This is a genomic window from Alteromonas sp. ABE4_545 (assembly GCF_056161325.1).
Map to the genome: position 1 here is coordinate 22,192 of NZ_JBSWYY010000023.1, position 19,081 is coordinate 41,272.

The following is a 19,081-nucleotide window of genomic DNA, read 5'->3' on the forward strand; positions in this document are numbered from 1 at the left end:
TTGTGGATCGAAATACCAACGTTTTGCAGATCAGCACTCAAAAAACAAGAAAAGCAACTAAACGACAAAAAAGGCTAGGGGAATGTTCCGCGGCGCTAACGCAATCAATCTGGATTCCAAGGGAAGGATGGCTATACCTACTCGGTATCGTCACACCTTGCAGGATGATTGCGCCGGACAGCTGATCTGTACCATAGACACACAACAAAGTTGTTTGCTGCTTTACCCACTTCCCGAATGGGAAGAAATAGAACTCAAATTAAGCAAGTTTTCCAGCATGGTCCCTCAAGAACGTAGAATGGTACGTTTGTTGTTGGGTTATGCAACCGAATGTGAAATGGACAAGAGCGGGCGTTTGCTCTTGACTGCGCCTTTGCGCCAGCATGCCAAGCTCGACAAAGAGCTGATGCTGGTGGGGCAATTGAATAAGTTTGAAATTTGGTCTGCTGATGTTTGGCAAGATCAAATTGAAAGTGACATGGAAACGGAACGCGCCGGAAACTTCGAACTGACAGATCGATTGCAGGATTTCACATTATGACCCAGAGCGCGTTTTCGCACATTTCTGTACTTCTACAAGAATGCCTTGACGGTTTGGCTATTAAACCAGACGGTATTTACATTGATGCGACTTTTGGTCGTGGTGGTCACTCAGGCGCAATATTACAACAACTCGGCGCCAACGGGCGACTCATAGCCTTCGATCGAGATCCTCAAGCAATTGAAGCAGCCAAACGCTTTGCCGACGATCCGCGCTTTAGCATTATCCATGAACCTTTTGCCAATCTTGATGTGGAAATCGAGAAACTCGGCTTGTCAGGTAAAATTGATGGTGTGTTGATGGATATAGGCGTGTCCTCTCCACAGCTCGATGACGCGGAACGGGGCTTTAGCTTCTTGCGTGACGGGCCATTAGACATGCGTATGGATACCACACGTGGTATCAGCGCGGCTGATTGGTTGGCAAAAGCTGACGAGCAAGACATTGCCCAAGTGATCAAAGAGTTTGGTGAAGAAAAATTTGGCAAGCGCATTGCCCATGCCATTGTGAATCGCCGCCAAACTGCGCCTGTTACTCGTACTACTGAGTTGGCGGAGCTGATCGACGAAGCTGTACCGGTAAAAGACAAATTTAAGCATCCAGCAACGCGTGCATTCCAAGGCATTCGTATTTATATCAACGCTGAGTTGGATCAACTACGGGACGGCCTAAAAGCGGCCGTTTCAGTGCTCAAGCCTACAGGGCGTCTAGCTGTGATTGCCTTCCATTCATTGGAAGATCGCCTTGTAAAACGTTTTATGAAAGATCAAAGCAAAGGCAAGAGTGCACCGCCTGGGTTACCGTTAACTCAAGCTGAAATCGATGCAGATAAAGTCCTCACCTTAGTCGGTAAAGCGATTAAACCAACTAAGGAGGAAATAGAGCAAAATGTGCGCTCTCGAAGCGCGGTGCTGAGGGTGGCCGAAAAAAGATGACAGCCTCCAAGCCGAATTTCAATTTACTGCTCATTCTGGTCTCAGATCTCGCCCGCCACAAGCTGCGGGTTTTGTTGTTTTTATTGGTTATTGGCAGTGCCTTAGCTGTGATCCTTAGCAGCCACCACAATCGTCAGCAAAATATCGCGCTGGAATCGCTCATGCGTGAAAAAGACGATTTGGATGTGGAATGGCGTAATTTGGTATTGGAACAGCGGGCTTTAACTGAACACAACCGCATTGAAAGCTTGGTACAGAAGAAGCTTGATATGCGTCGTCCAGGCCCTGAAGACGAAAAAGTGGTGAGAATAAAATGACCACAGCTTCGATAAAGGGCAATAAAGCCGCCAAAAATACCCGCAAAGGGGCAAAACAAAATGTCAAACCAAGTTTGGTGCATTGGCGTTTTGTTGTCGTGCTGGTTGTGGTTGTAATGGTGTTTATGGTGCTGGCTGCTCGTGCTGCTTTTATTCAGGTTATATCGCCCGATGACCTTATTCAGCAAGGTGATAGCCGTACATTGCGTACCCGTAATATGCCTACTTATCGCGGTTTGATCACCGACCGTAATGGCGTTGAATTGGCGGTGAGCGTGCCCGTTCGCGCGATTTGGGCAGATCCCAAAGTGATCCACAAAGAAAATGGCTTTGCTGACCAGCGTCGCTGGGAAGCCTTAGCCGACGTGTTAGGCCGCGATGTCGATGATTTACAAGACAAAGTGGGCAACCCTGAGCGTCGCTTTGTGTATTTGCAGCGCCAAGTTTCACCAGCCATGGCAGAGTACGTAGAAAAGCTTGATATTCCCGGTGTTTATCTGCGCAAAGAATCTCGCCGTTATTATCCAACCGGTGAAACTACCGCTCAGTTAATTGGTATTACGAATGTTGATGATCAAGGCATCGAAGGCCTTGAGCGTTTATATGACGATTGGCTCACCGGTTCTCCTGGCAGCCTCAAAATTCGTCGCGACGCTAAAGGGCGCCAAGTAGAAGTACTCGAAACCAAAGAAGGCGAAGCAGCGGGTAATTTATCGCTAACCATTGACCAGCGTATTCAAGCCTTGGCATACAAAGAAATTAAAGAAGCGATGCTGTATTACCAAGCGTCGTCAGCCTCTGCCATTGTGATTGATGTGGATACCGGCGATGTGTTGGCAATGGTGAATGCACCGTCATTCAACCCCAATGATCGCAGCGACATTTCGCCACGTCGTATGCGCAACCGAGCCATTACCGACGCCTTTGAGCCGGGGTCATCGCTCAAGCCTTTAGCGGTACTCAGTGCCCTCGAATTTGGTGAAGTGCACGTTGGTGATGTAATCGATACATCGCCGGGTTGGATGCGTGTAGGTGGCAGCCTAGTCAAAGACTCGCGCAATTATGGCAAGCTGACGTTAGAAGAAATTATTCAGCATTCCAGTAACATGGGAACGTCTAAACTCGCCCTGTCTGTGCCAAAGCAATTCTTGTTAGATAACTACTACAACATGGGCCTCATGTCTGACACGGGTATTAACCTGCCGGGTGAAAGTACGGGCATTTTTCATGAGCGCAGTCGTTGGTCCAAGTTTGAGTTAGCAACATTGTCGTTTGGTTACGGAATTTCGGTAACCACCACTCAACTTGCTCGTATGTATTTAACCATCGCCAACGGCGGTATTAAGCGCCCCTTGAACATCATTAAAAATCAAGATGCAAAAACATATCGCCCAGAGCCAGAACGCATTCTGAGCGAAGAAAATGCCCGTGCAGTATTGGAAATGATGGAAAGCGTAACCCAAAAAGGTGGCTCGGGTACTAAAGCACGCGTAGCTGGGTATCGCGTTGCCGGTAAAACCGGGACTAGCCGTAAAGCCGTGGCCGGTGGTTACGGTGAAGAATACGTGAATATATTTGCCGGTGTGGCGCCAGTGACCAACCCTAAATTAGTGACTGTGGTACTGATTAACGAACCTAGCGGCGATTTGTATTATGCCGGAGACACCGCTGCGCCAGTATTCTCTTCTATAATGGGCGGCGCGTTGCAAATGCTTAACGTGGCTCCTGATGATCGTCAAATTAGTTCAACGACAACTGTAAGTGGAGGCCAATATGGTGGTTAGTGCCTTCACCCAAAGCGTGAGTGCTTTGTTGGCCAAGTTTGGTGTAGTCGCACCCGATATCCGCGTACAAGGTCTTACTTTAGACAGTCGTTTGGTGAATCACAATATGGCGTTTGTGGCGATAAAAGGGCATGCCAGAGATGGCCGTGACTTTATCCCTCAGGCTATTAGCCTTGGCGCTCGTGTTATCTTGGCTGAAGCTGATCATCAAGATGAACACGGCACTGTGACCATGCGCGACCAAAGTGTGATTATTTCACTGTTTGGTTTGCCCTCAATTCTGTCAGCACTTGCCGCGGCATTTTATGATTACCCAGCGAACAAATTAGCCACGGTTGCTGTAACTGGCACCAATGGTAAAACTTCTGTGGTGCAACTTATTACGCAAATGAAACACGCATTGGGAACACGCAGCGCTTCTATCGGTACCTTGGGTAGTGGGATTTATGAACCTCAAGCAAACACGCTAGCCCAAACCGAAGCCGCAAACACTACGCCCGACGCAATCACTTTGCAGTATCAGTTAGCGGAGTTTGCCCAACAAGAAGTCAGGCATGTGGCGTTTGAAGCCTCTTCTCACGCTTTGGTGCAAGGGCGTTTGGCACAAGTGAAAACGGATGTCGCAATTTTTACCAATTTAAGCCGCGATCATTTGGATTACCACGGTGACATGGAAGCTTATGCTAAGGCCAAGCGATCACTGCTTAATCAAAGTGGGCTAAAAAGTGTCATTTTGAATCACAATGATGCCGAAAGTGAAGCATGGGATAATGCTGCTGACGCCAGTATTGAAAGGGTTTGGACAGGTATTGAACAGTCTGCGCCGACTTTGCCAGAACATCGCTATAGTTTCGCCACAAATGTGAAATATCATCCCAATGGTTGCCGTTTTAGGCTTGAGACTAGTTGGGGTGAGCAAGACGTGAATATCCCGTTATTAGGAGAGTTCAACATCGCCAATTTACTCTCAGCCGTGGCTTGTTTACTGGTTGAAGGTGAGCGGTTCGAACGCGTAGTAAAAGTGCTAGAAGATGTTCGTCCTGTGATTGGCAGAATGGAAGTGTTTACTTTTGCGGATAAAGCCAATGTGGTTGTGGACTACGCGCATACTCCCGACGCGTTAGAGCAAGCCTTAAAAGCGGTGCGCAAGCACACCAACCAAGACGTATGGTGTGTATTTGGCTGTGGCGGAGACCGAGATAAGGGCAAGCGCCCATTAATGGCAGCTGCCGCAGAGAAAATGGCTGATCACATTGTGATTACTACAGATAACAGCCGCAGCGAAACACCTGAAAGTATCGCTGCTGATATTAAAACTGGATTATTGCTACCTTCGGCTGCTTATGAAGAGCCAGACCGAGAGTTGGCGCTGCGTTATTGCCTGACACAAGCAAAACCGGAAGACATGATATTAATGGCCGGAAAAGGGCACGAAACCTATCAAATCATCAACAACGAACACAAAGACTACGACGAGCGGGCAATGATTGCGCGTTTGCAACGGGAGTGCAGCCAATGATTACAACGACACTAACATGGATTGCAGACAAAATAAGTGGTCGCTTAGACGGACAAGATAGACAAGTGAGTGCCGTGAGCACTGACACCCGCACCATTGCCGAAGGCGATTTGTATTTAGCCTTGGTCGGTGACAACTTTAATGGTCATCAATTTGCCAAACAAGCGGTAGAGGCAGGTGCCATTGCTGTTGTTGCCAGTGAACCGCTAGATGTTGATGTGCCAGTTATTTACGTTGACGATACCAAACTTGCACTCGGGTGCTTAGGTGCTGCAATAAAAGCAGAAGTAGGGCCTAAAACTATCGCCATTACAGGAAGTAGCGGTAAAACCACGGTTAAAGAAATGACTGCGGCCATTTTATCTCGCCGAGGTAATGTGTTGTCGACCGCGGGTAACTTTAACAATGAAATTGGCGTGCCGCTTACCTTACTTAGATTAACGCCTGAGCATGATTTTGCTGTGGTTGAGTTAGGGGCGAATCATTTGGGTGAAATTGCCTACACCACCTCGTTAGTTAAACCCGACGTTGCCACTATTGTCAATGCAGCAGCAGCCCATCTCGAAGGTTTTGGCAGTTTGTTCGGCGTAGCTCGCGCCAAGAGTGAAATTTTTAAAGGCTTAGATGCCACAGGCACGGCCATAGTCAATGCCGACAGCCAGTTTGCTGAATTTTGGTTAGGTAAACTCAAGCATCTACATGTTGAGCGATTCGCTCCAGACAGTGGCAGCGCTGATGCAGAATATCGCGCTGAAGACGTAGCTATTGGTATTAACGGCTGTGCTGAGTTCACACTGGTTTGTCCGAAAGGGCAAATTGGCATCACATTAACCATCCCCGGTATGCACAACGTGGGCAATGCGCTCGTTGCCGCAGCTTTGGCTATTCGTGTTGGCGCTAGCCTCGAAGACGTCAAAATGGGCTTGCTCAATATGACCCAAGTGAAAGGGCGTATGCAGGTCAATATGCTTACCGAACACGTTCGTTTGCTAGACGACAGTTACAACGCCAACGTGGGGTCAGTAAAAGCGGCAATAGACACATTGTCGAGCTTCGCTGGTAAGCGCATCTTAATTCTTGGAGATATGGCCGAACTAGGTGGAAAAGCACGCCACTACCACGAACAAGTTGGTGAGTATGCAACCGAAAAAGGCATCGATAGCCTGTATACACTAGGTGTATTGAGTCAAAGCGCGAGTACTGCGTTTCACGGTCAAGGCTCGCACCACAGCGATATGGACGCTTTGGTAGCCGCACTAGAATCAGATTTATTACATGAGCAACGAGATCTTACTATTTTGGTGAAAGGATCTCGCAGTGCACGAATGGAAAGAGTGGTATCTGCATTGGAGGAATCTAGCTTGGGAAAGTTTGAACGCCGACGGGAGCGCATCGCATGTTAATTTGGCTTGCCGAATGGCTTTCACAATATGAAAGTGGCTTTAACGTATTTTCGTACCTCACGTTACGCGCAATTTTAAGCACCTTAACGGCGCTCATGATTGCTATTTTGATCGGGCCTAAAATGATCCGCGGTTTGCAGCGCATGCAAATAGGTCAAACCGTTCGCGATGACGGCCCAGAAAGCCATTTATCGAAAGCCGGAACGCCAACGATGGGCGGGCTATTGATTTTGGCTGCCGTAGTAATTAGTACCTTACTTTGGGCTGATTTATCAAACCGTTATGTACTGGTGACCCTCACGGTAGTAATCGGGTACGGCATTATTGGGTTTGTTGATGATTACCGCAAAGTGGTACGCAAAGACTCAAAAGGGCTCATCGCCCGTTGGAAGTATTTCTGGCAATCCGTTATTGCCATTGGCGTGGCTGGTTTCTTGTACGCCACCGCAAATGATGCAGCAGAAACCGCGTTAATCGTGCCTTTCTTCAAAGAAGTCATGCCGCAATTAGGGCTGTTTTATATCGTGGTTACTTATTTTGCCATTGTGGGCACTAGCAACGCGGTAAACCTGACCGATGGTTTAGATGGCCTTGCGATAGTACCTACCGTGATGGTAGCGGGCGCTTTCGCCATTTTTGCTTATGTAACGGGCAACGCCAACTTTTCTGAATATTTGAATATTCCACACATTCCTTTGAGTAGTGAACTTGTCATTGTGTGTACCGCTATTGTCGGCGCAGGGTTGGGTTTTCTCTGGTTTAACACCTACCCAGCTATGGTCTTTATGGGCGACGTAGGTTCGTTAGCTTTGGGCGGCACCTTGGGTGTGCTTGCGGTACTGGTGCGCCAAGAAATCGTATTAATAATCATGGGCGGTGTGTTCGTGATGGAAACCTTGTCGGTTATTTTGCAAGTAGGCTCTTATAAGTTAAGAGGCCAACGTATTTTTAGAATGGCACCAATTCACCATCACTACGAACTAAAAGGCTGGCCAGAGCCGCGCGTTATCGTGCGCTTTTGGATCATTTCTTTAATGCTCGTGTTGGTGGGTTTGGCAACCTTGAAGTTGAGATAATGATAGAAACATTGAGCGCACAACATGTTGTCGTGGCTGGTTTGGGTAAAACCGGTCAGGCGTGCGTGCGCTTTTTACAAGGCCGAGCCAAACAGGTGACTTGTTGGGATACGCGTGAAAATGTCATTGTACCCGACGATATTCAGGCCCAAGTTATTAAGGGTGATATTGATAATCAAATCTGGAACAACACAGATTTAGTTGTGGTAAGCCCCGGTCTGTCACTTGAGCACCCCAGTCTTTTAGCTGCAAAAGCAGCTAATGTCCCTGTTATTGGTGAAATTGAGCTGTTCGCGCAGTTTAACCAAATACCTACATTGGGCATTACTGGCTCGAACGGTAAAACCACCGTGACCTTGCTGACCAACCACATCCTCAATACCTGTGGGCTCAAGTCGATAGCCGCTGGTAATGTAGGCGAAGTGGCCATCGAACAACTATCTCAAGACGCCGATTGGATCGTGCTAGAACTGTCTAGTTTTCAATTAGAAACCACCTCGTCACTGTCGTTAACGGCTGCTACGGTACTGAATGTGACCGACGATCACTTAGATCGTCACCACACGATGGACGCGTATCGCGAGATTAAACATCGTATTTTTGAGCATGCTGCCTGCGCTGTGGTTAATGTTGATGATGGCAATACTTTCCCTGAAAACCTGCAAGAGCAAGTCACGTACAGCGTGACTCATCAGTTTGCTGATTTTGGCTGGGAAGCTACCAGTCAATCTATCACTTATCTCGGTGCGCCCGTGCTGGCCATGGCAGATTGTCAGCTCGTTGGCTTGCACAATGTGATGAATATTCAAGCCGCATTAGGATTGGTGATGGCAGCCGGTGTTGACGTGAAAACCGCGTGTAAAGCGGTGTGTTCATTCCAACCTGCTCCTCATCGTTGCGTGCAAGTAGCGATGAAACAGGGGGTGCGCTACATCGATGATTCTAAAGCGACTAACGTAGGTGCGACCATTGCCGCTATTTCTGGCCTTGCTGATACGGTGCAAGGCAAATTGATCATGATCGTGGGTGGCGACGCTAAAGGCGCTGATGTGTCAGTACTTAAACCGTATTTTGAACAACACGTAAGCTATGTTGTTGGCTTAGGCAAAGACGGCCAAGCAATTTGCGCACTTGCAGACAAGGCGGATTACGTAAACACGATGCAAAGCGCAGTCAACAAAGCGGCCGCTTACGCCCAAGCGGGTGATGTGGTGTTGTTGTCGCCGGCATGTGCCAGTATCGATATGTTCGCTAACTACGCGGAACGCGCTGCAATATTTACGCAAGCGGTGGAGGCATTGTCATGATGACGGCGAGCGCTTCATTGTCCAAACTCTTTTCATTGCGTCACGACGATAGCAAGCCAGTGCCCAGCACACCTTACGATGCAGGTATTGTAGTGGTGTCTCTTGCGCTGATGGCTATCGGCTTGGTGATCGTAACGTCGGCTTCAATGCCAGTGGCAGATCGTTTGTTCGACAATCCGTTTCACTTTGCCATTCGTCACTGTATTTATTTAATTGCTGCCACCATCGCTGCCATGGTGGTCATTCAGCTACCTATGCAATTCTGGCGTATCGGTAACCCTTATATGTTACTTGCCGCAATCGGGTTGCTGCTTGCGGTACTAGTGATTGGTCGTAATGTGAACGGGAGTACCCGTTGGTTGGCACTTGGGCCTATTACTATTCAGGCTGCTGAACCTGCTAAGTTGTTTTTCTTCTGCTACCTTGCGGGCTACCTGGTACGCCGCTACGAAGAAGTAACCGAGAACTTGAAGGGCTTTATTAAACCCCTCGTGGTGTTCTTTGTTTTGGCGTTATTGCTACTGGCTCAACCCGACTTGGGTACGGTTGTTGTGATGTTCGCCACGACCATTGGCTTGCTATTCCTCGCGGGCGCAAGGTTGTGGCAGTTCTTCGCGCTCGTTTTTGTTGGGTTACTTGCTGTTGTGGCCTTGATTGTGTTTGAAGAATATCGTTTGAAGCGAGTTACGTCTTTCCTTGACCCTTGGGCCGACCCATTCGGTAGCGGTTATCAGCTAACGCAATCATTGATGGCTTACGGTCGAGGCAATTGGTTTGGTCAGGGCTTGGGTAACAGCTTACAAAAACTCGAATTTTTGCCAGAAGCGCACACCGATTTCGTTATGGCGATTTTGGCGGAAGAGCTCGGTTTCGTTGGGGTAATGACCGTACTTGGACTCATTTTGTGGATGGTGATCCGAGCATTGAAAATAGGTAATAAAGCGGTAGCTGCTGGGCGCGCATTCGACGGTTACCTAGCGTATGCCATTGGTATTTGGTTTAGCTTTCAAACCGCGGTCAACATTGGCGCCAGTGCTGGCATTTTACCCACCAAAGGCTTAACACTGCCCTTGGTCAGCTATGGCGGTTCAAGCTTAATTATTATGGCGATCGCGGTCGGCTTGCTGCTACGCATCGACTTTGAATTAAGAGTCGAAGGCGTACAAGCGTTAAGCAAAGGCGAGAAAAAGAAAAAAGCAGCGAAAAAGAAAGCCAAAGCTCTGATCGACGAAGTGGCTGAAACCGGTGAAGATATCGCAGAAAGCGAGGAGGTTAAGCATGACTAAGCGTTGTTTAATCATGGCTGGCGGTACCGGTGGTCACGTATTCCCCGGTTTAGCTGTGGCTCACGCATTAACCGCAAAAGGGTGGGAAGTGCATTGGCTGGGTACGGCCGAAAGAATGGAAGCAGACGTGGTGCCAAAGCACGGCTTCCCAATTCATTTTGTACCGGTAAAAGGCTTGCGTGGCAAAGGCTTGCTGTCGAAAGTGACCGGTGTACTCGAGTTGTTCAAAGGGCTTGTTAGCGCACGCCGAATCGTGAAAACGCTAAAGCCGCAATTTGTGTTGGGAATGGGCGGCTATGCCAGTGGCCCAGGCGGTATTGCCGCGTGGAGCTTAGGAATTCCTGTGATCGTACACGAACAAAACGCGGCCGCAGGGTTAACCAATCGAATTTTGGGCCGTTTCGCAAAACGCATTTTACTTGGGTTTGATGCCGCAGGATTACAGTTCTCACGTATGTTGGCGAAATGCCAAACCGTGGGGAACCCAGTGCGCGATGAAATTCGTGCTATTGAAGAGAAAACGTCCGTTTCTTCGCCGTTAAAAATGTTAGTGGTAGGCGGCAGTTTAGGTGCCAGACCACTGAACCAAATTGTACCGGAGGTGATGCAATCTCACCCCGATGTTGAAGTGTGGCATCAAAGCGGCAAGGGCAATGCCGATGCCGTGCGCGAGGCTTATGGTCAGCGCGACGTGAAGGTGACCGAGTTTATTGATGATATGGCTGCTGCGTATACATGGGCAGACTTTGTTGTTTGTCGCGCCGGCGCACTCACTGTTGCTGAAGTTGCCGCAGCAGGTAGAGCAGCCATATTTGTGCCTCTGCCGTTTGCTGTGGATGACCATCAAACGAAAAATGCAGAGTCGTTAAGCATGATGGGCGCGGCGGTGTTAATACCCCAAGCGGCCTTAGATGCCACCTTAGGCAGCCGTATTGCTGCATGGGTGAAAGAACCAGAAAAATGCTTGAAAATGGGCAAAAAAGCGCGCGAACAAGCGAGCCTACAAGCAACAGAATTAGTAGTAACGCAATGTGAAGCATTGCAAAAAGAGGTAGCCTGATGGTATTGGAAACCCCATTTCAAAGTCCGCAAATGCGCAAGATTACGCGTATCTTCTTCATCGGTATTGGTGGAGCGGGTATGGGTGGTATTGCCGAAGTATTGTTGAACGAGGGGTATCAAATCGCAGGCTCAGATATTCAAACAAGCGCGATGACTGAGCGTCTTGTGGCGTTAGGCGCACAAATTAAAATTGGACATCACGAAGACAACGCGAAAGAAGCAGATGTAGTGGTGGTGTCGAGTGCGATAAACGAAGCCAACCCCGAAATTCAATATGCGCGGGCGAATCGCATCCCAATTATTCGTCGTGCTGAAATGCTGGCCGAGCTTATGCGTTTCCGCCATGGCATCGCTATTGCGGGCACTCATGGTAAAACGACCACTACGAGCTTGATTGCAACCATTTTCGCAGAAGCTGAACTCGACCCCACGTTTGTCATCGGTGGCTTGCTAAATAGCGCTGGTACCAATGCCCGTTTGGGGAGTAGTCGATATTTGATTGCTGAGGCTGATGAAAGCGACGCGTCATTCTTACATTTGCAACCTATGGTCAGTGTAGTCACTAATATCGAAGCTGATCACATGGACACTTACGACGGTGACTTTTCAAAGATGACAGACACCTTCGTCGACTTCCTGCACAACCTGCCATTTTACGGACAAGCGATAGTGTGCGGCGACGACGAGGTGATTCAATCTCTACGTCCGAGAATTGGCCGCAGTATCACCACCTATGGTTTTGGCGAACAAAACGACGTTCGCGCAGTTAATCTGGTATTCAGCTTTGGTTGTGCAACATTCGACGTGTTACGTCCGGGCAAAGCACCGTTGTCAGTCACATTAAAATTAACCGGTAAACACAACGTATTGAATGCCTTGGCTGCCATTGCGGTTGCCACAGATGAAGATATCGATGATGAATCTATCTGTCGCGCATTGGCGAGTTTTGGTGGCATAGGCCGTCGCTTTGAAGTGTTAGGCGAGTTTGCTACGTCTGTTGGCGATGTCACTCTGGTTGACGATTATGGTCACCACCCAACAGAAGTGGCTGCCACAATCGCTGCCGCTCGTGAAAACTGGCCAGACAACCGTTTAGTGATGGTGTACCAACCTCACAGATATACCCGTACCCGTGACTTGTATGAAGACTTTGTAGAAGTGCTTTCTCAAGTTGATGTGTTGCTATTGTTAGATGTTTACGCAGCAAGCGAACAGCCTATCGATGGCGCAGACAGTAAAAGTTTATGCCGCAGTATTCGCTTACGCGGCCAGGTTGAACCCATTTACGTGAGCGACAAAGACGCGCTAAGTAGTATTTTAGCCAATGTTATGCGTGACCAAGATATTGTGATGACCCAAGGGGCGGGCAATATTGGGCAGATTGCAAAGACCTTGGCGAGCACAGGTTTGGAGCCTGCGGAAATGAAAGGTGAGAAACACTGATGAAATTTAATCAACTCACACCCCAAGAGTGTGGCCGCGTGGCGGTAATGTTTGGTGGTGACTCGGCTGAGCGTGAAGTGTCTTTGCGTTCAGGCCATGCTGTGCTCAATGCGCTGCTTGCGGAGGGCGTGGATGCTTTTGGCTTTGATCCTGCTGAACGTAAATTGGTTGAGTTAGTTGATGAGAAAGTCGACCGTGTGGTGATTATGCTGCATGGCAGAGGAGGAGAAGACGGCACGCTGCAGGGCGCCCTTACTCAGCTAAAAATTCCTTATACTGGCAGTGGCGTTTTAGGCTCCGCACTGGCAATGGACAAAATTCATACTAAACAAATTTGGCAATGTTTAGGTTTACCTACTGCAAAATACGAAATTGCTGACAAAAGCTGCTTTGAAGCTGGATCATGCGAGGCTATAATACGTAGGTTGGGGGGAATAGTCATGGTGAAACCAGCTCGAGAAGGTTCGAGTATTGGTATGGCCAAAGTGACTTGCGCAGAATCACTTCACGCTGCCATTCAAGACGCCTTTAAATACGATAATCAAGTCTTGTTGGAGCAGTTTATAGACGGTCCAGAGTTTACTGTTTCTGTTGTACAGGGGCAGGCTTTGCCGTCTATTCGCATGTCTACGCCTCACACGTTTTATGATTACTCGGCTAAGTATCAAGACAACACCACGGAATATTTTTGTCCAAGTGGGTTATCGGCCGAAAGTGAAAATTATATAGCGGCATTAACAACGCAAGCGTTTAAAGCGTTATCGGCCTCCGGTTGGGGGCGCGTTGATCTCATGCAAGACCGCAACGGTGGGTTTTATTTGCTTGAAGCGAATACCGTACCGGGCATGACAGAAAAGAGTTTAGTACCAAAAGCGGCTGCGGCAGCAGGTGTGAGTTTCAATCAATTAGTGATGGCGATTGTCAGCACAAGTACGGAGGCCGCGCCCTAATGGCAGGTAGAGCGTACAACGTACGCTTGTGGTCAGGCGTTGTGTTTTTGTTGATAGTGATTGTCGGCTTGATACGCAGCGGTTTTGTGATACGAGACTGGCTTCAGGATGAACAAAAAATGCCGGTCCAAGTGATTGATTTTTCTGGTGAGTATCACTATGTCGATATTCTGAAACTAGAAAAATTGATACGCAAATCACAACCAGGCAGTTTTTTCGCACTGGATGTGAACGACGTACACAATTTGCTAGAGCAGCACCCTTGGGTGTATCGCGCCTCGGTGCGCAAGCAATGGCCGAATACGTTGAAAGTGTACTTGGTTGAGCAAAAGCCAGTAGCGCGTTGGAATGACGACTTATTGCTCAACCCATACGGCGACACATTCGCCGGTAAATTTGATGGGCGCGTTGCTGAGCCTACACTGCCCCAGCTCTTTGGGCCGGGTGGCAGTGAAAAAACAGCATTAGAAGGTTTTCATGCGATGCAGTCGTTGTTAGCGAGCACATCAATGAGTATTGATGAACTGTCGTTAAGTGAACGATTTGCGTGGCAAATAGAGTTACATAGCGGTATCGAATTGAACTTAGGTCGCCAAGAGTTTATCGATAGGTTGCAGCGGTTTATTGATTTATATCCGTTGCTAAGTGAACAAGAAAAGCCTGTTGATTACGTCGATTTACGATACGACACCGGACTCGCAGTAGGATGGAAATCCGAAGCGAAAAATACAGATAGTTAGATAACACAGAGAATTACGCACTATGTCAAAACCTGCTGAACGCAACCTTATCGTTGGCTTGGATATTGGTACCAGCCACGTAAAAGCCGTTGTTGGTGAGTTGCTGGACGACGACCGCATCAGCATTGTTGGTGTAGGTACGCACAGCGCAAAAGGCATGGACAAAGGTGGGGTTAATGACCTGAACCTAGTAGTTCAGTCAGTAGAGCGCGCTGTGAACGAAATGGAATTGATGGCTGATTGCCGTGTGTCTTCTGTGTTTATGTCGATTTCAGGTCGTCACGTAAAGTGCCAGAACGAAAATGGCATGGTGCCCATTAACAATCAGGAAGTTACACAAGAAGACGTCGATAACGTGATCCACGCTGCGCGTTCAGTGCCGATTGCGGCTGAACGTCGTTTGCTTCACGTGTTGCCTCAAGAGTACACCATTGATGTACAAGAGGGGATTAAAAACCCTGTGGGTATGTCTGGTGTGCGTATGGAAGCCGACGCTCACATCATCACATGTGCTGATGACATGGCGAAAAACTTAGTAAAATGTGTTGAGCGTTGCAACTTGCACGCAGACCAATTGATTTTCTCTGCGTTAGCGTCGAGTTATGCCGTGTTAACGGATGACGAACGCGAACTGGGAGTGTGTGTGGTTGATATCGGTGGTGGCACTATCGATATGGTGATCTACACAGATGGCGCAATTCGCCACACTGCGGTGATCCCAGTAGCCGGTAACCAGATTACCAGTGATATCGCCAAAATTTTCCGTACGCCTATTAGTAATGCGGAAGAGATTAAAGTGAATTATGCCTGCGCACTGAAAGACATGGTGAGCATGGAAGATAGCATTGAGGTGCCAAGTGTGGGCGGTCGCCCAGCGCGTGTAATGTCGCGTCATACCTTGGCTGAAGTTATCGAGCCTCGTTATCAAGAACTGTTTGAACTGGTGCACGACGAGATTCGCGCCAGTGGTTTTGAAGAGCAAATAGCCGCCGGTTTAGTACTAACCGGAGGGACAGCCAAAATGGAAGGGGCTGTCGAGTTTGCAGAAGAAATTTTTCAGATGCCAGTAAGAGTCGGTAAACCTATTGATATTATTGGTCTTTCTGAGTATACGGATGACGCTAGTTTTGCTACTGTTGTAGGTTTGCTGCAATACGGCAAAGCACAAGCGGATAATAAGAAGTCCAGTACGCAACGCAATGGAGAAAGTATCTTCAAACGCGTGCAAAGCTGGTTTAAAGGTGAATTTTAAGTTTTAAATAGGGGGCGCTTAGTCAACTCATCGTGATTGGCACGGAGGCATCTGATCACCTGAAGGCTAAGCTCAATGTAATACAACGTACCAAACCGGAGAGTCAGTATGTTTGAATTAATGGATAGTCACGGCGAAGAAGCCGTAATTAAAGTTATCGGTGTCGGCGGTGGCGGCGGTAATGCAGTAGAACACATGGTATCGCATAGCATTGAAGGCGTTGAGTTTATCGCCATCAATACCGATGCCCAAGTATTGCGTAGTTCATCTGCCAACGTCACGTTGCAGATTGGCTCGAATGTGACCAAAGGTCTTGGTGCTGGCGCAGATCCAAACGTGGGTCGCGATGCCGCGCAGGAAGACCGCGAAACTATTCGTCAGTCACTTGATGGCGCGGATATGGTTTTCATCACTGCCGGAATGGGCGGTGGTACAGGAACAGGTGCAGCACCAGAAGTGGCCAAGATTGCCCGTGAAATGGGTATCTTAACCGTTGCTGTTGTGACTAAGCCGTTCCCGTTTGAAGGTAAAAAGCGTACGACTTTTGCCGAGCAGGGTATTGTTGAATTGGCGAACAACGTTGATTCATTAATCACAATCCCTAATGAAAAGCTGTTGAAAGTGATGGGGCCGGGCACGCCATTGTTACAAGCGTTTAGCGCAGCGAATGATGTATTGCGTGGAGCGGTTCAAGGTATTGCTGAATTGATCACTCGCCCTGGTCTTATCAACGTCGACTTCGCCGACGTTCGCACAGTGATGTCTGAAATGGGTAAAGCTATGATGGGCAGTGGCTCTGCATCGGGTGCTGACCGTGCAGAAGAAGCCGCCGAGGCCGCTATTGCCAGCCCGTTGTTGGAAGACATCGATTTGTCTGGCGCACGTGGTATTTTGGTGAACATTACTGCTGGTCCAGATTTCGCAATTGACGAATTCGAAACTGTGGGTAACGCGGTTAAAGCGTTCGCTTCAGAAAACGCCACTGTGGTTGTTGGTACTGTGATTGACATGGAACTTCAAGACGAATTACGTGTCACAGTAGTAGCAACGGGTATTGGTGCAGAGCGTAAACCTGATATCTCTTTGGTGAGTAATGAGCCAACGCGTATCAGCAACAGTCGTGAGTTCACGAGCTCTGTAGAAAGTCATGGTCGCTCAGTTGCCACCGACGGCAACCAAGCGTTAAAAGCGGATGAAAGTGCGCAACCGGGCAATGATTTGGAATACCTCGATATTCCAGCGTTTCTACGCAAACAGGCTGACTAAAGCGTTTGGTTAGCCTGTCTGAATGTCAAAGTTTGTAAAAGTATTACGAATTTGTTTTGTGTGTCCGATATAAATATGACACTATTTTGACATTAGCCAATAGTATATGTATACTGCGCGGCCGCTTTTGGATAGGTTAAAAAGCATACAAAAATGATCAGACAACGTACCATTAAAAACTCAGTTCAAGAAACTGGTATAGGCTTACACAAAGGGGAAAAGGTCACTATGACTCTCCGGCCTGCGCCTGCGAACACGGGAATTGTGTTTCGGCGTATTGACCTGGACCCATTTGTTGACATTCCTTCACGCGCTGATGCGGTGGGAAATACCATGCTTTGTACTTGCTTGAACAACGAAGATGGCGTGAGTATCCACACAGTGGAGCACTTGGCGTCTGCTCTCGCAGGGTTGGGTATTGATAACATTATTGTTGAAGTAAACAGTAATGAACTACCCATCATGGATGGTAGTGCGAGTCCGTTTGTATTCTTGCTGCAATCAGCAGGCATTGAAGAGCTGAATGCACCCAAACGTTTTATTCAAATTAAGAAGCCCATTCGTGTTGAAGACGGCGATAAGTGGGCGGAATTGCGTCCTTACGACGGTTTCCGTGTCGATTTCCGTATCGATTTCGATCACCCAGTTATAAGCCAAACACGTCAGCACATGGTGATGGATTTCAGCAGCAGCTCTTACGTTGAAGAAATCAGCCGTGCGCGTACATTTGGGTTTATGCGTGACCTTGAGTACATGAACGCGAATAATCTGGCACTTGGCGGCAGCATGGAAAATGCCGTAGCGCTTGATGAATTCCGCGTGTTGAACCCTGAAGGCTTGCGTTACGATGACGAGTTTTTGAAGCACAAGATCCTCGATGCAGTGGGTGACCTTTACTTAGGTGGTCACAGCATTATCGGTGAATTGAATGCATATAAAACGGGTCACGGCCTGAACAACAAGTTGCTCAATGCAATGCTTGCTCAGCAAGATTGTTGGGAATACGTTACATACGAGTCTAACGAAGAAGCCCCTATTCGTTACGCAGAGCCCGTATTGGCGTAAGCACAAAAGACTAAAGAAAAACCGCCTTAATCGGCGGTTTTTTTGTGCCCGTAAAAAGCGTTAATCGTACAAAAATCAAACTTTTGGTTAGATTGTAACGAACGGCTATACAGGTTACACTAGCTCAGATAATAAATACCCTTCGCAGTTGGCGGGTCGAATAACGATGAAATTAACAATCACTTTTAGTGGGAAGCAGGGGCGCTACAGAAAAAGCATCAGTGTACGTACACTGGTGGGCGTTACCGTGTTGTCTTCGTTATTTGTATTGGTTTCTAGCCGCTCGACTGAATCAGCTTGGGAAAACACCGCCCGAGTTCGATTAGCGCAAACTGATCTTGCGCAAGAATCAGAATCCGTTTCTCGGTTAAAATCACAAACTGATGCAAAGCTATCAGTCATTACAGAGCAGCTGGCTGAAATGCAAACCATGCTAGGTCAATTAGACGGTCAATCTCGTGCGCTAGCAAAAGAGCTAGGAATGAAGGAAGACGCGCTAGATGACTTTGCTTTAGCTGCAACAAATAACGATGATATCGGTTTGGGCCAAGAGCGCGATGCGTTACTTGGGCCAATAAAAGAATTACAAGCTGAGCTGCAAGTGAAAACGATGCAATTGCAGACGCTTGAAAGATTGGTAATGGGTCACCATATAGATGAGCAGATTAGCTTATCGGGTAGACCGATAGAGACAGGTTGGCTGTCTTCATATTATGGCATGCGGGTTGATCCCTTTACCGGGGAGCCAGCAATGCACAAAGGGTTAGATTTTGCCGGCGAGTCTGGAGAAGGCGTAGTGGCCACAGCCGCTGGTATTGTAACATGGGCAGGCGAACGTTACGGTTACGGCTATTTGGTTGAGATTGAACATGGCGATGGGTTGGTTACACGCTATGGTCACAATCAATCTGTAGAAGTTGCAGTGGGTGACGTCGTTACCAAAGGACAGGTTATTGCTTTAATGGGTAATACAGGTCGTTCAACGGGTGCACATGTTCACTACGAAGTGATAAAACACGGGCAACAAATCGATCCTCTGCCATATGTCTACAAAAAGTAGCTTATAGCAGCAGCCAACTCTCTTTATCTTTGCCAATCTAAACGCAAGACAATCTAAGTCTTGTAATCGCATAGG

The 19,081-nt window shown here is 48.0% G+C and carries 17 protein-coding genes; all 17 read left to right on the plus strand.

The features are described 5' to 3' along the window. Positions 1-82: 82 nt before the first annotated feature. Positions 83-541, plus strand: coding sequence for a division/cell wall cluster transcriptional repressor MraZ (mraZ, locus tag ACXAH6_RS16405; RefSeq protein ID WP_474878562.1), 459 nt, complete (start codon positions 83-85; stop codon positions 539-541). After that, positions 538-1,476: a 16S rRNA (cytosine(1402)-N(4))-methyltransferase RsmH gene (rsmH, locus tag ACXAH6_RS16410; protein ID WP_474878564.1), complete on the plus strand. Its 939-nt coding sequence runs from the start codon at positions 538-540 to the stop codon at positions 1,474-1,476. Before mraZ ends, rsmH begins: the two co-directional genes overlap by 4 nt. Further along, complete coding sequence (gene ftsL, locus ACXAH6_RS16415; protein ID WP_474878565.1) at positions 1,473-1,793, plus strand: cell division protein FtsL; 321 nt, start codon at positions 1,473-1,475, stop codon at positions 1,791-1,793. The genes rsmH and ftsL overlap by 4 nt, the downstream gene beginning before the upstream one ends. After that, the gene (locus tag ACXAH6_RS16420) at positions 1,790-3,577 is read left to right on the plus strand and encodes a penicillin-binding transpeptidase domain-containing protein (protein ID WP_474878567.1); all 1,788 of its coding nucleotides are present in this window, start codon (positions 1,790-1,792) and stop codon (positions 3,575-3,577) included. Before ftsL ends, ACXAH6_RS16420 begins: the two co-directional genes overlap by 4 nt. Continuing rightward, positions 3,567-5,096, plus strand: a complete 1,530-nt coding sequence (locus ACXAH6_RS16425) for a UDP-N-acetylmuramoyl-L-alanyl-D-glutamate--2,6-diaminopimelate ligase (protein ID WP_474878569.1) — start codon at positions 3,567-3,569, stop codon at positions 5,094-5,096. The genes ACXAH6_RS16420 and ACXAH6_RS16425 overlap by 11 nt, the downstream gene beginning before the upstream one ends. After that, positions 5,093-6,499, plus strand: a complete 1,407-nt coding sequence (locus tag ACXAH6_RS16430; RefSeq protein ID WP_474878570.1) for a UDP-N-acetylmuramoyl-tripeptide--D-alanyl-D-alanine ligase — start codon at positions 5,093-5,095, stop codon at positions 6,497-6,499. Before ACXAH6_RS16425 ends, ACXAH6_RS16430 begins: the two co-directional genes overlap by 4 nt. Continuing rightward, entirely contained in the window at positions 6,493-7,575 is a 1,083-nt protein-coding gene (gene mraY, locus ACXAH6_RS16435) for a phospho-N-acetylmuramoyl-pentapeptide-transferase (RefSeq protein WP_474878571.1), read from the plus strand. The genes ACXAH6_RS16430 and mraY overlap by 7 nt, the downstream gene beginning before the upstream one ends. Beyond that, the gene (murD, locus tag ACXAH6_RS16440; protein ID WP_474878573.1) at positions 7,575-8,882 is read left to right on the plus strand and encodes a UDP-N-acetylmuramoyl-L-alanine--D-glutamate ligase; all 1,308 of its coding nucleotides are present in this window, start codon (positions 7,575-7,577) and stop codon (positions 8,880-8,882) included. The genes mraY and murD overlap by 1 nt, the downstream gene beginning before the upstream one ends. Beyond that, the gene (ftsW, locus tag ACXAH6_RS16445) at positions 8,879-10,168 is read left to right on the plus strand and encodes a cell division protein FtsW (protein WP_474878575.1); all 1,290 of its coding nucleotides are present in this window, start codon (positions 8,879-8,881) and stop codon (positions 10,166-10,168) included. The genes murD and ftsW overlap by 4 nt, the downstream gene beginning before the upstream one ends. Further along, positions 10,161-11,228, plus strand: a complete 1,068-nt coding sequence (gene murG / locus ACXAH6_RS16450; protein ID WP_474878577.1) for an undecaprenyldiphospho-muramoylpentapeptide beta-N-acetylglucosaminyltransferase — start codon at positions 10,161-10,163, stop codon at positions 11,226-11,228. Before ftsW ends, murG begins: the two co-directional genes overlap by 8 nt. Continuing rightward, a complete protein-coding gene (murC, locus tag ACXAH6_RS16455) occupies positions 11,228-12,673 on the plus strand; it encodes a UDP-N-acetylmuramate--L-alanine ligase (protein WP_474878579.1) in 1,446 nt (481 codons plus the stop codon). Before murG ends, murC begins: the two co-directional genes overlap by 1 nt. Continuing rightward, positions 12,673-13,623: a D-alanine--D-alanine ligase gene (locus tag ACXAH6_RS16460; protein WP_474878581.1), complete on the plus strand. Its 951-nt coding sequence runs from the start codon at positions 12,673-12,675 to the stop codon at positions 13,621-13,623. The genes murC and ACXAH6_RS16460 overlap by 1 nt, the downstream gene beginning before the upstream one ends. Continuing rightward, the gene (locus ACXAH6_RS16465; protein WP_474878583.1) at positions 13,623-14,363 is read left to right on the plus strand and encodes a cell division protein FtsQ/DivIB; all 741 of its coding nucleotides are present in this window, start codon (positions 13,623-13,625) and stop codon (positions 14,361-14,363) included. Before ACXAH6_RS16460 ends, ACXAH6_RS16465 begins: the two co-directional genes overlap by 1 nt. 22 nt (positions 14,364-14,385) lie before the next feature. Beyond that, the gene (gene ftsA / locus ACXAH6_RS16470; protein ID WP_474878584.1) at positions 14,386-15,615 is read left to right on the plus strand and encodes a cell division protein FtsA; all 1,230 of its coding nucleotides are present in this window, start codon (positions 14,386-14,388) and stop codon (positions 15,613-15,615) included. A gap of 108 nt (positions 15,616-15,723) precedes the next feature. Continuing rightward, a complete protein-coding gene (gene ftsZ / locus ACXAH6_RS16475) occupies positions 15,724-16,881 on the plus strand; it encodes a cell division protein FtsZ (protein WP_474878586.1) in 1,158 nt (385 codons plus the stop codon). Between the two features lie 153 nt (positions 16,882-17,034). Beyond that, positions 17,035-17,946, plus strand: coding sequence for a UDP-3-O-acyl-N-acetylglucosamine deacetylase (gene lpxC, locus ACXAH6_RS16480; RefSeq protein ID WP_474878587.1), 912 nt, complete (start codon positions 17,035-17,037; stop codon positions 17,944-17,946). Positions 17,947-18,112: 166 nt separating this feature from the next. Beyond that, a complete protein-coding gene (locus ACXAH6_RS16485; RefSeq protein WP_474878589.1) occupies positions 18,113-19,006 on the plus strand; it encodes a M23 family metallopeptidase in 894 nt (297 codons plus the stop codon). The last annotated feature ends 75 nt before the right edge of the window (positions 19,007-19,081 follow it).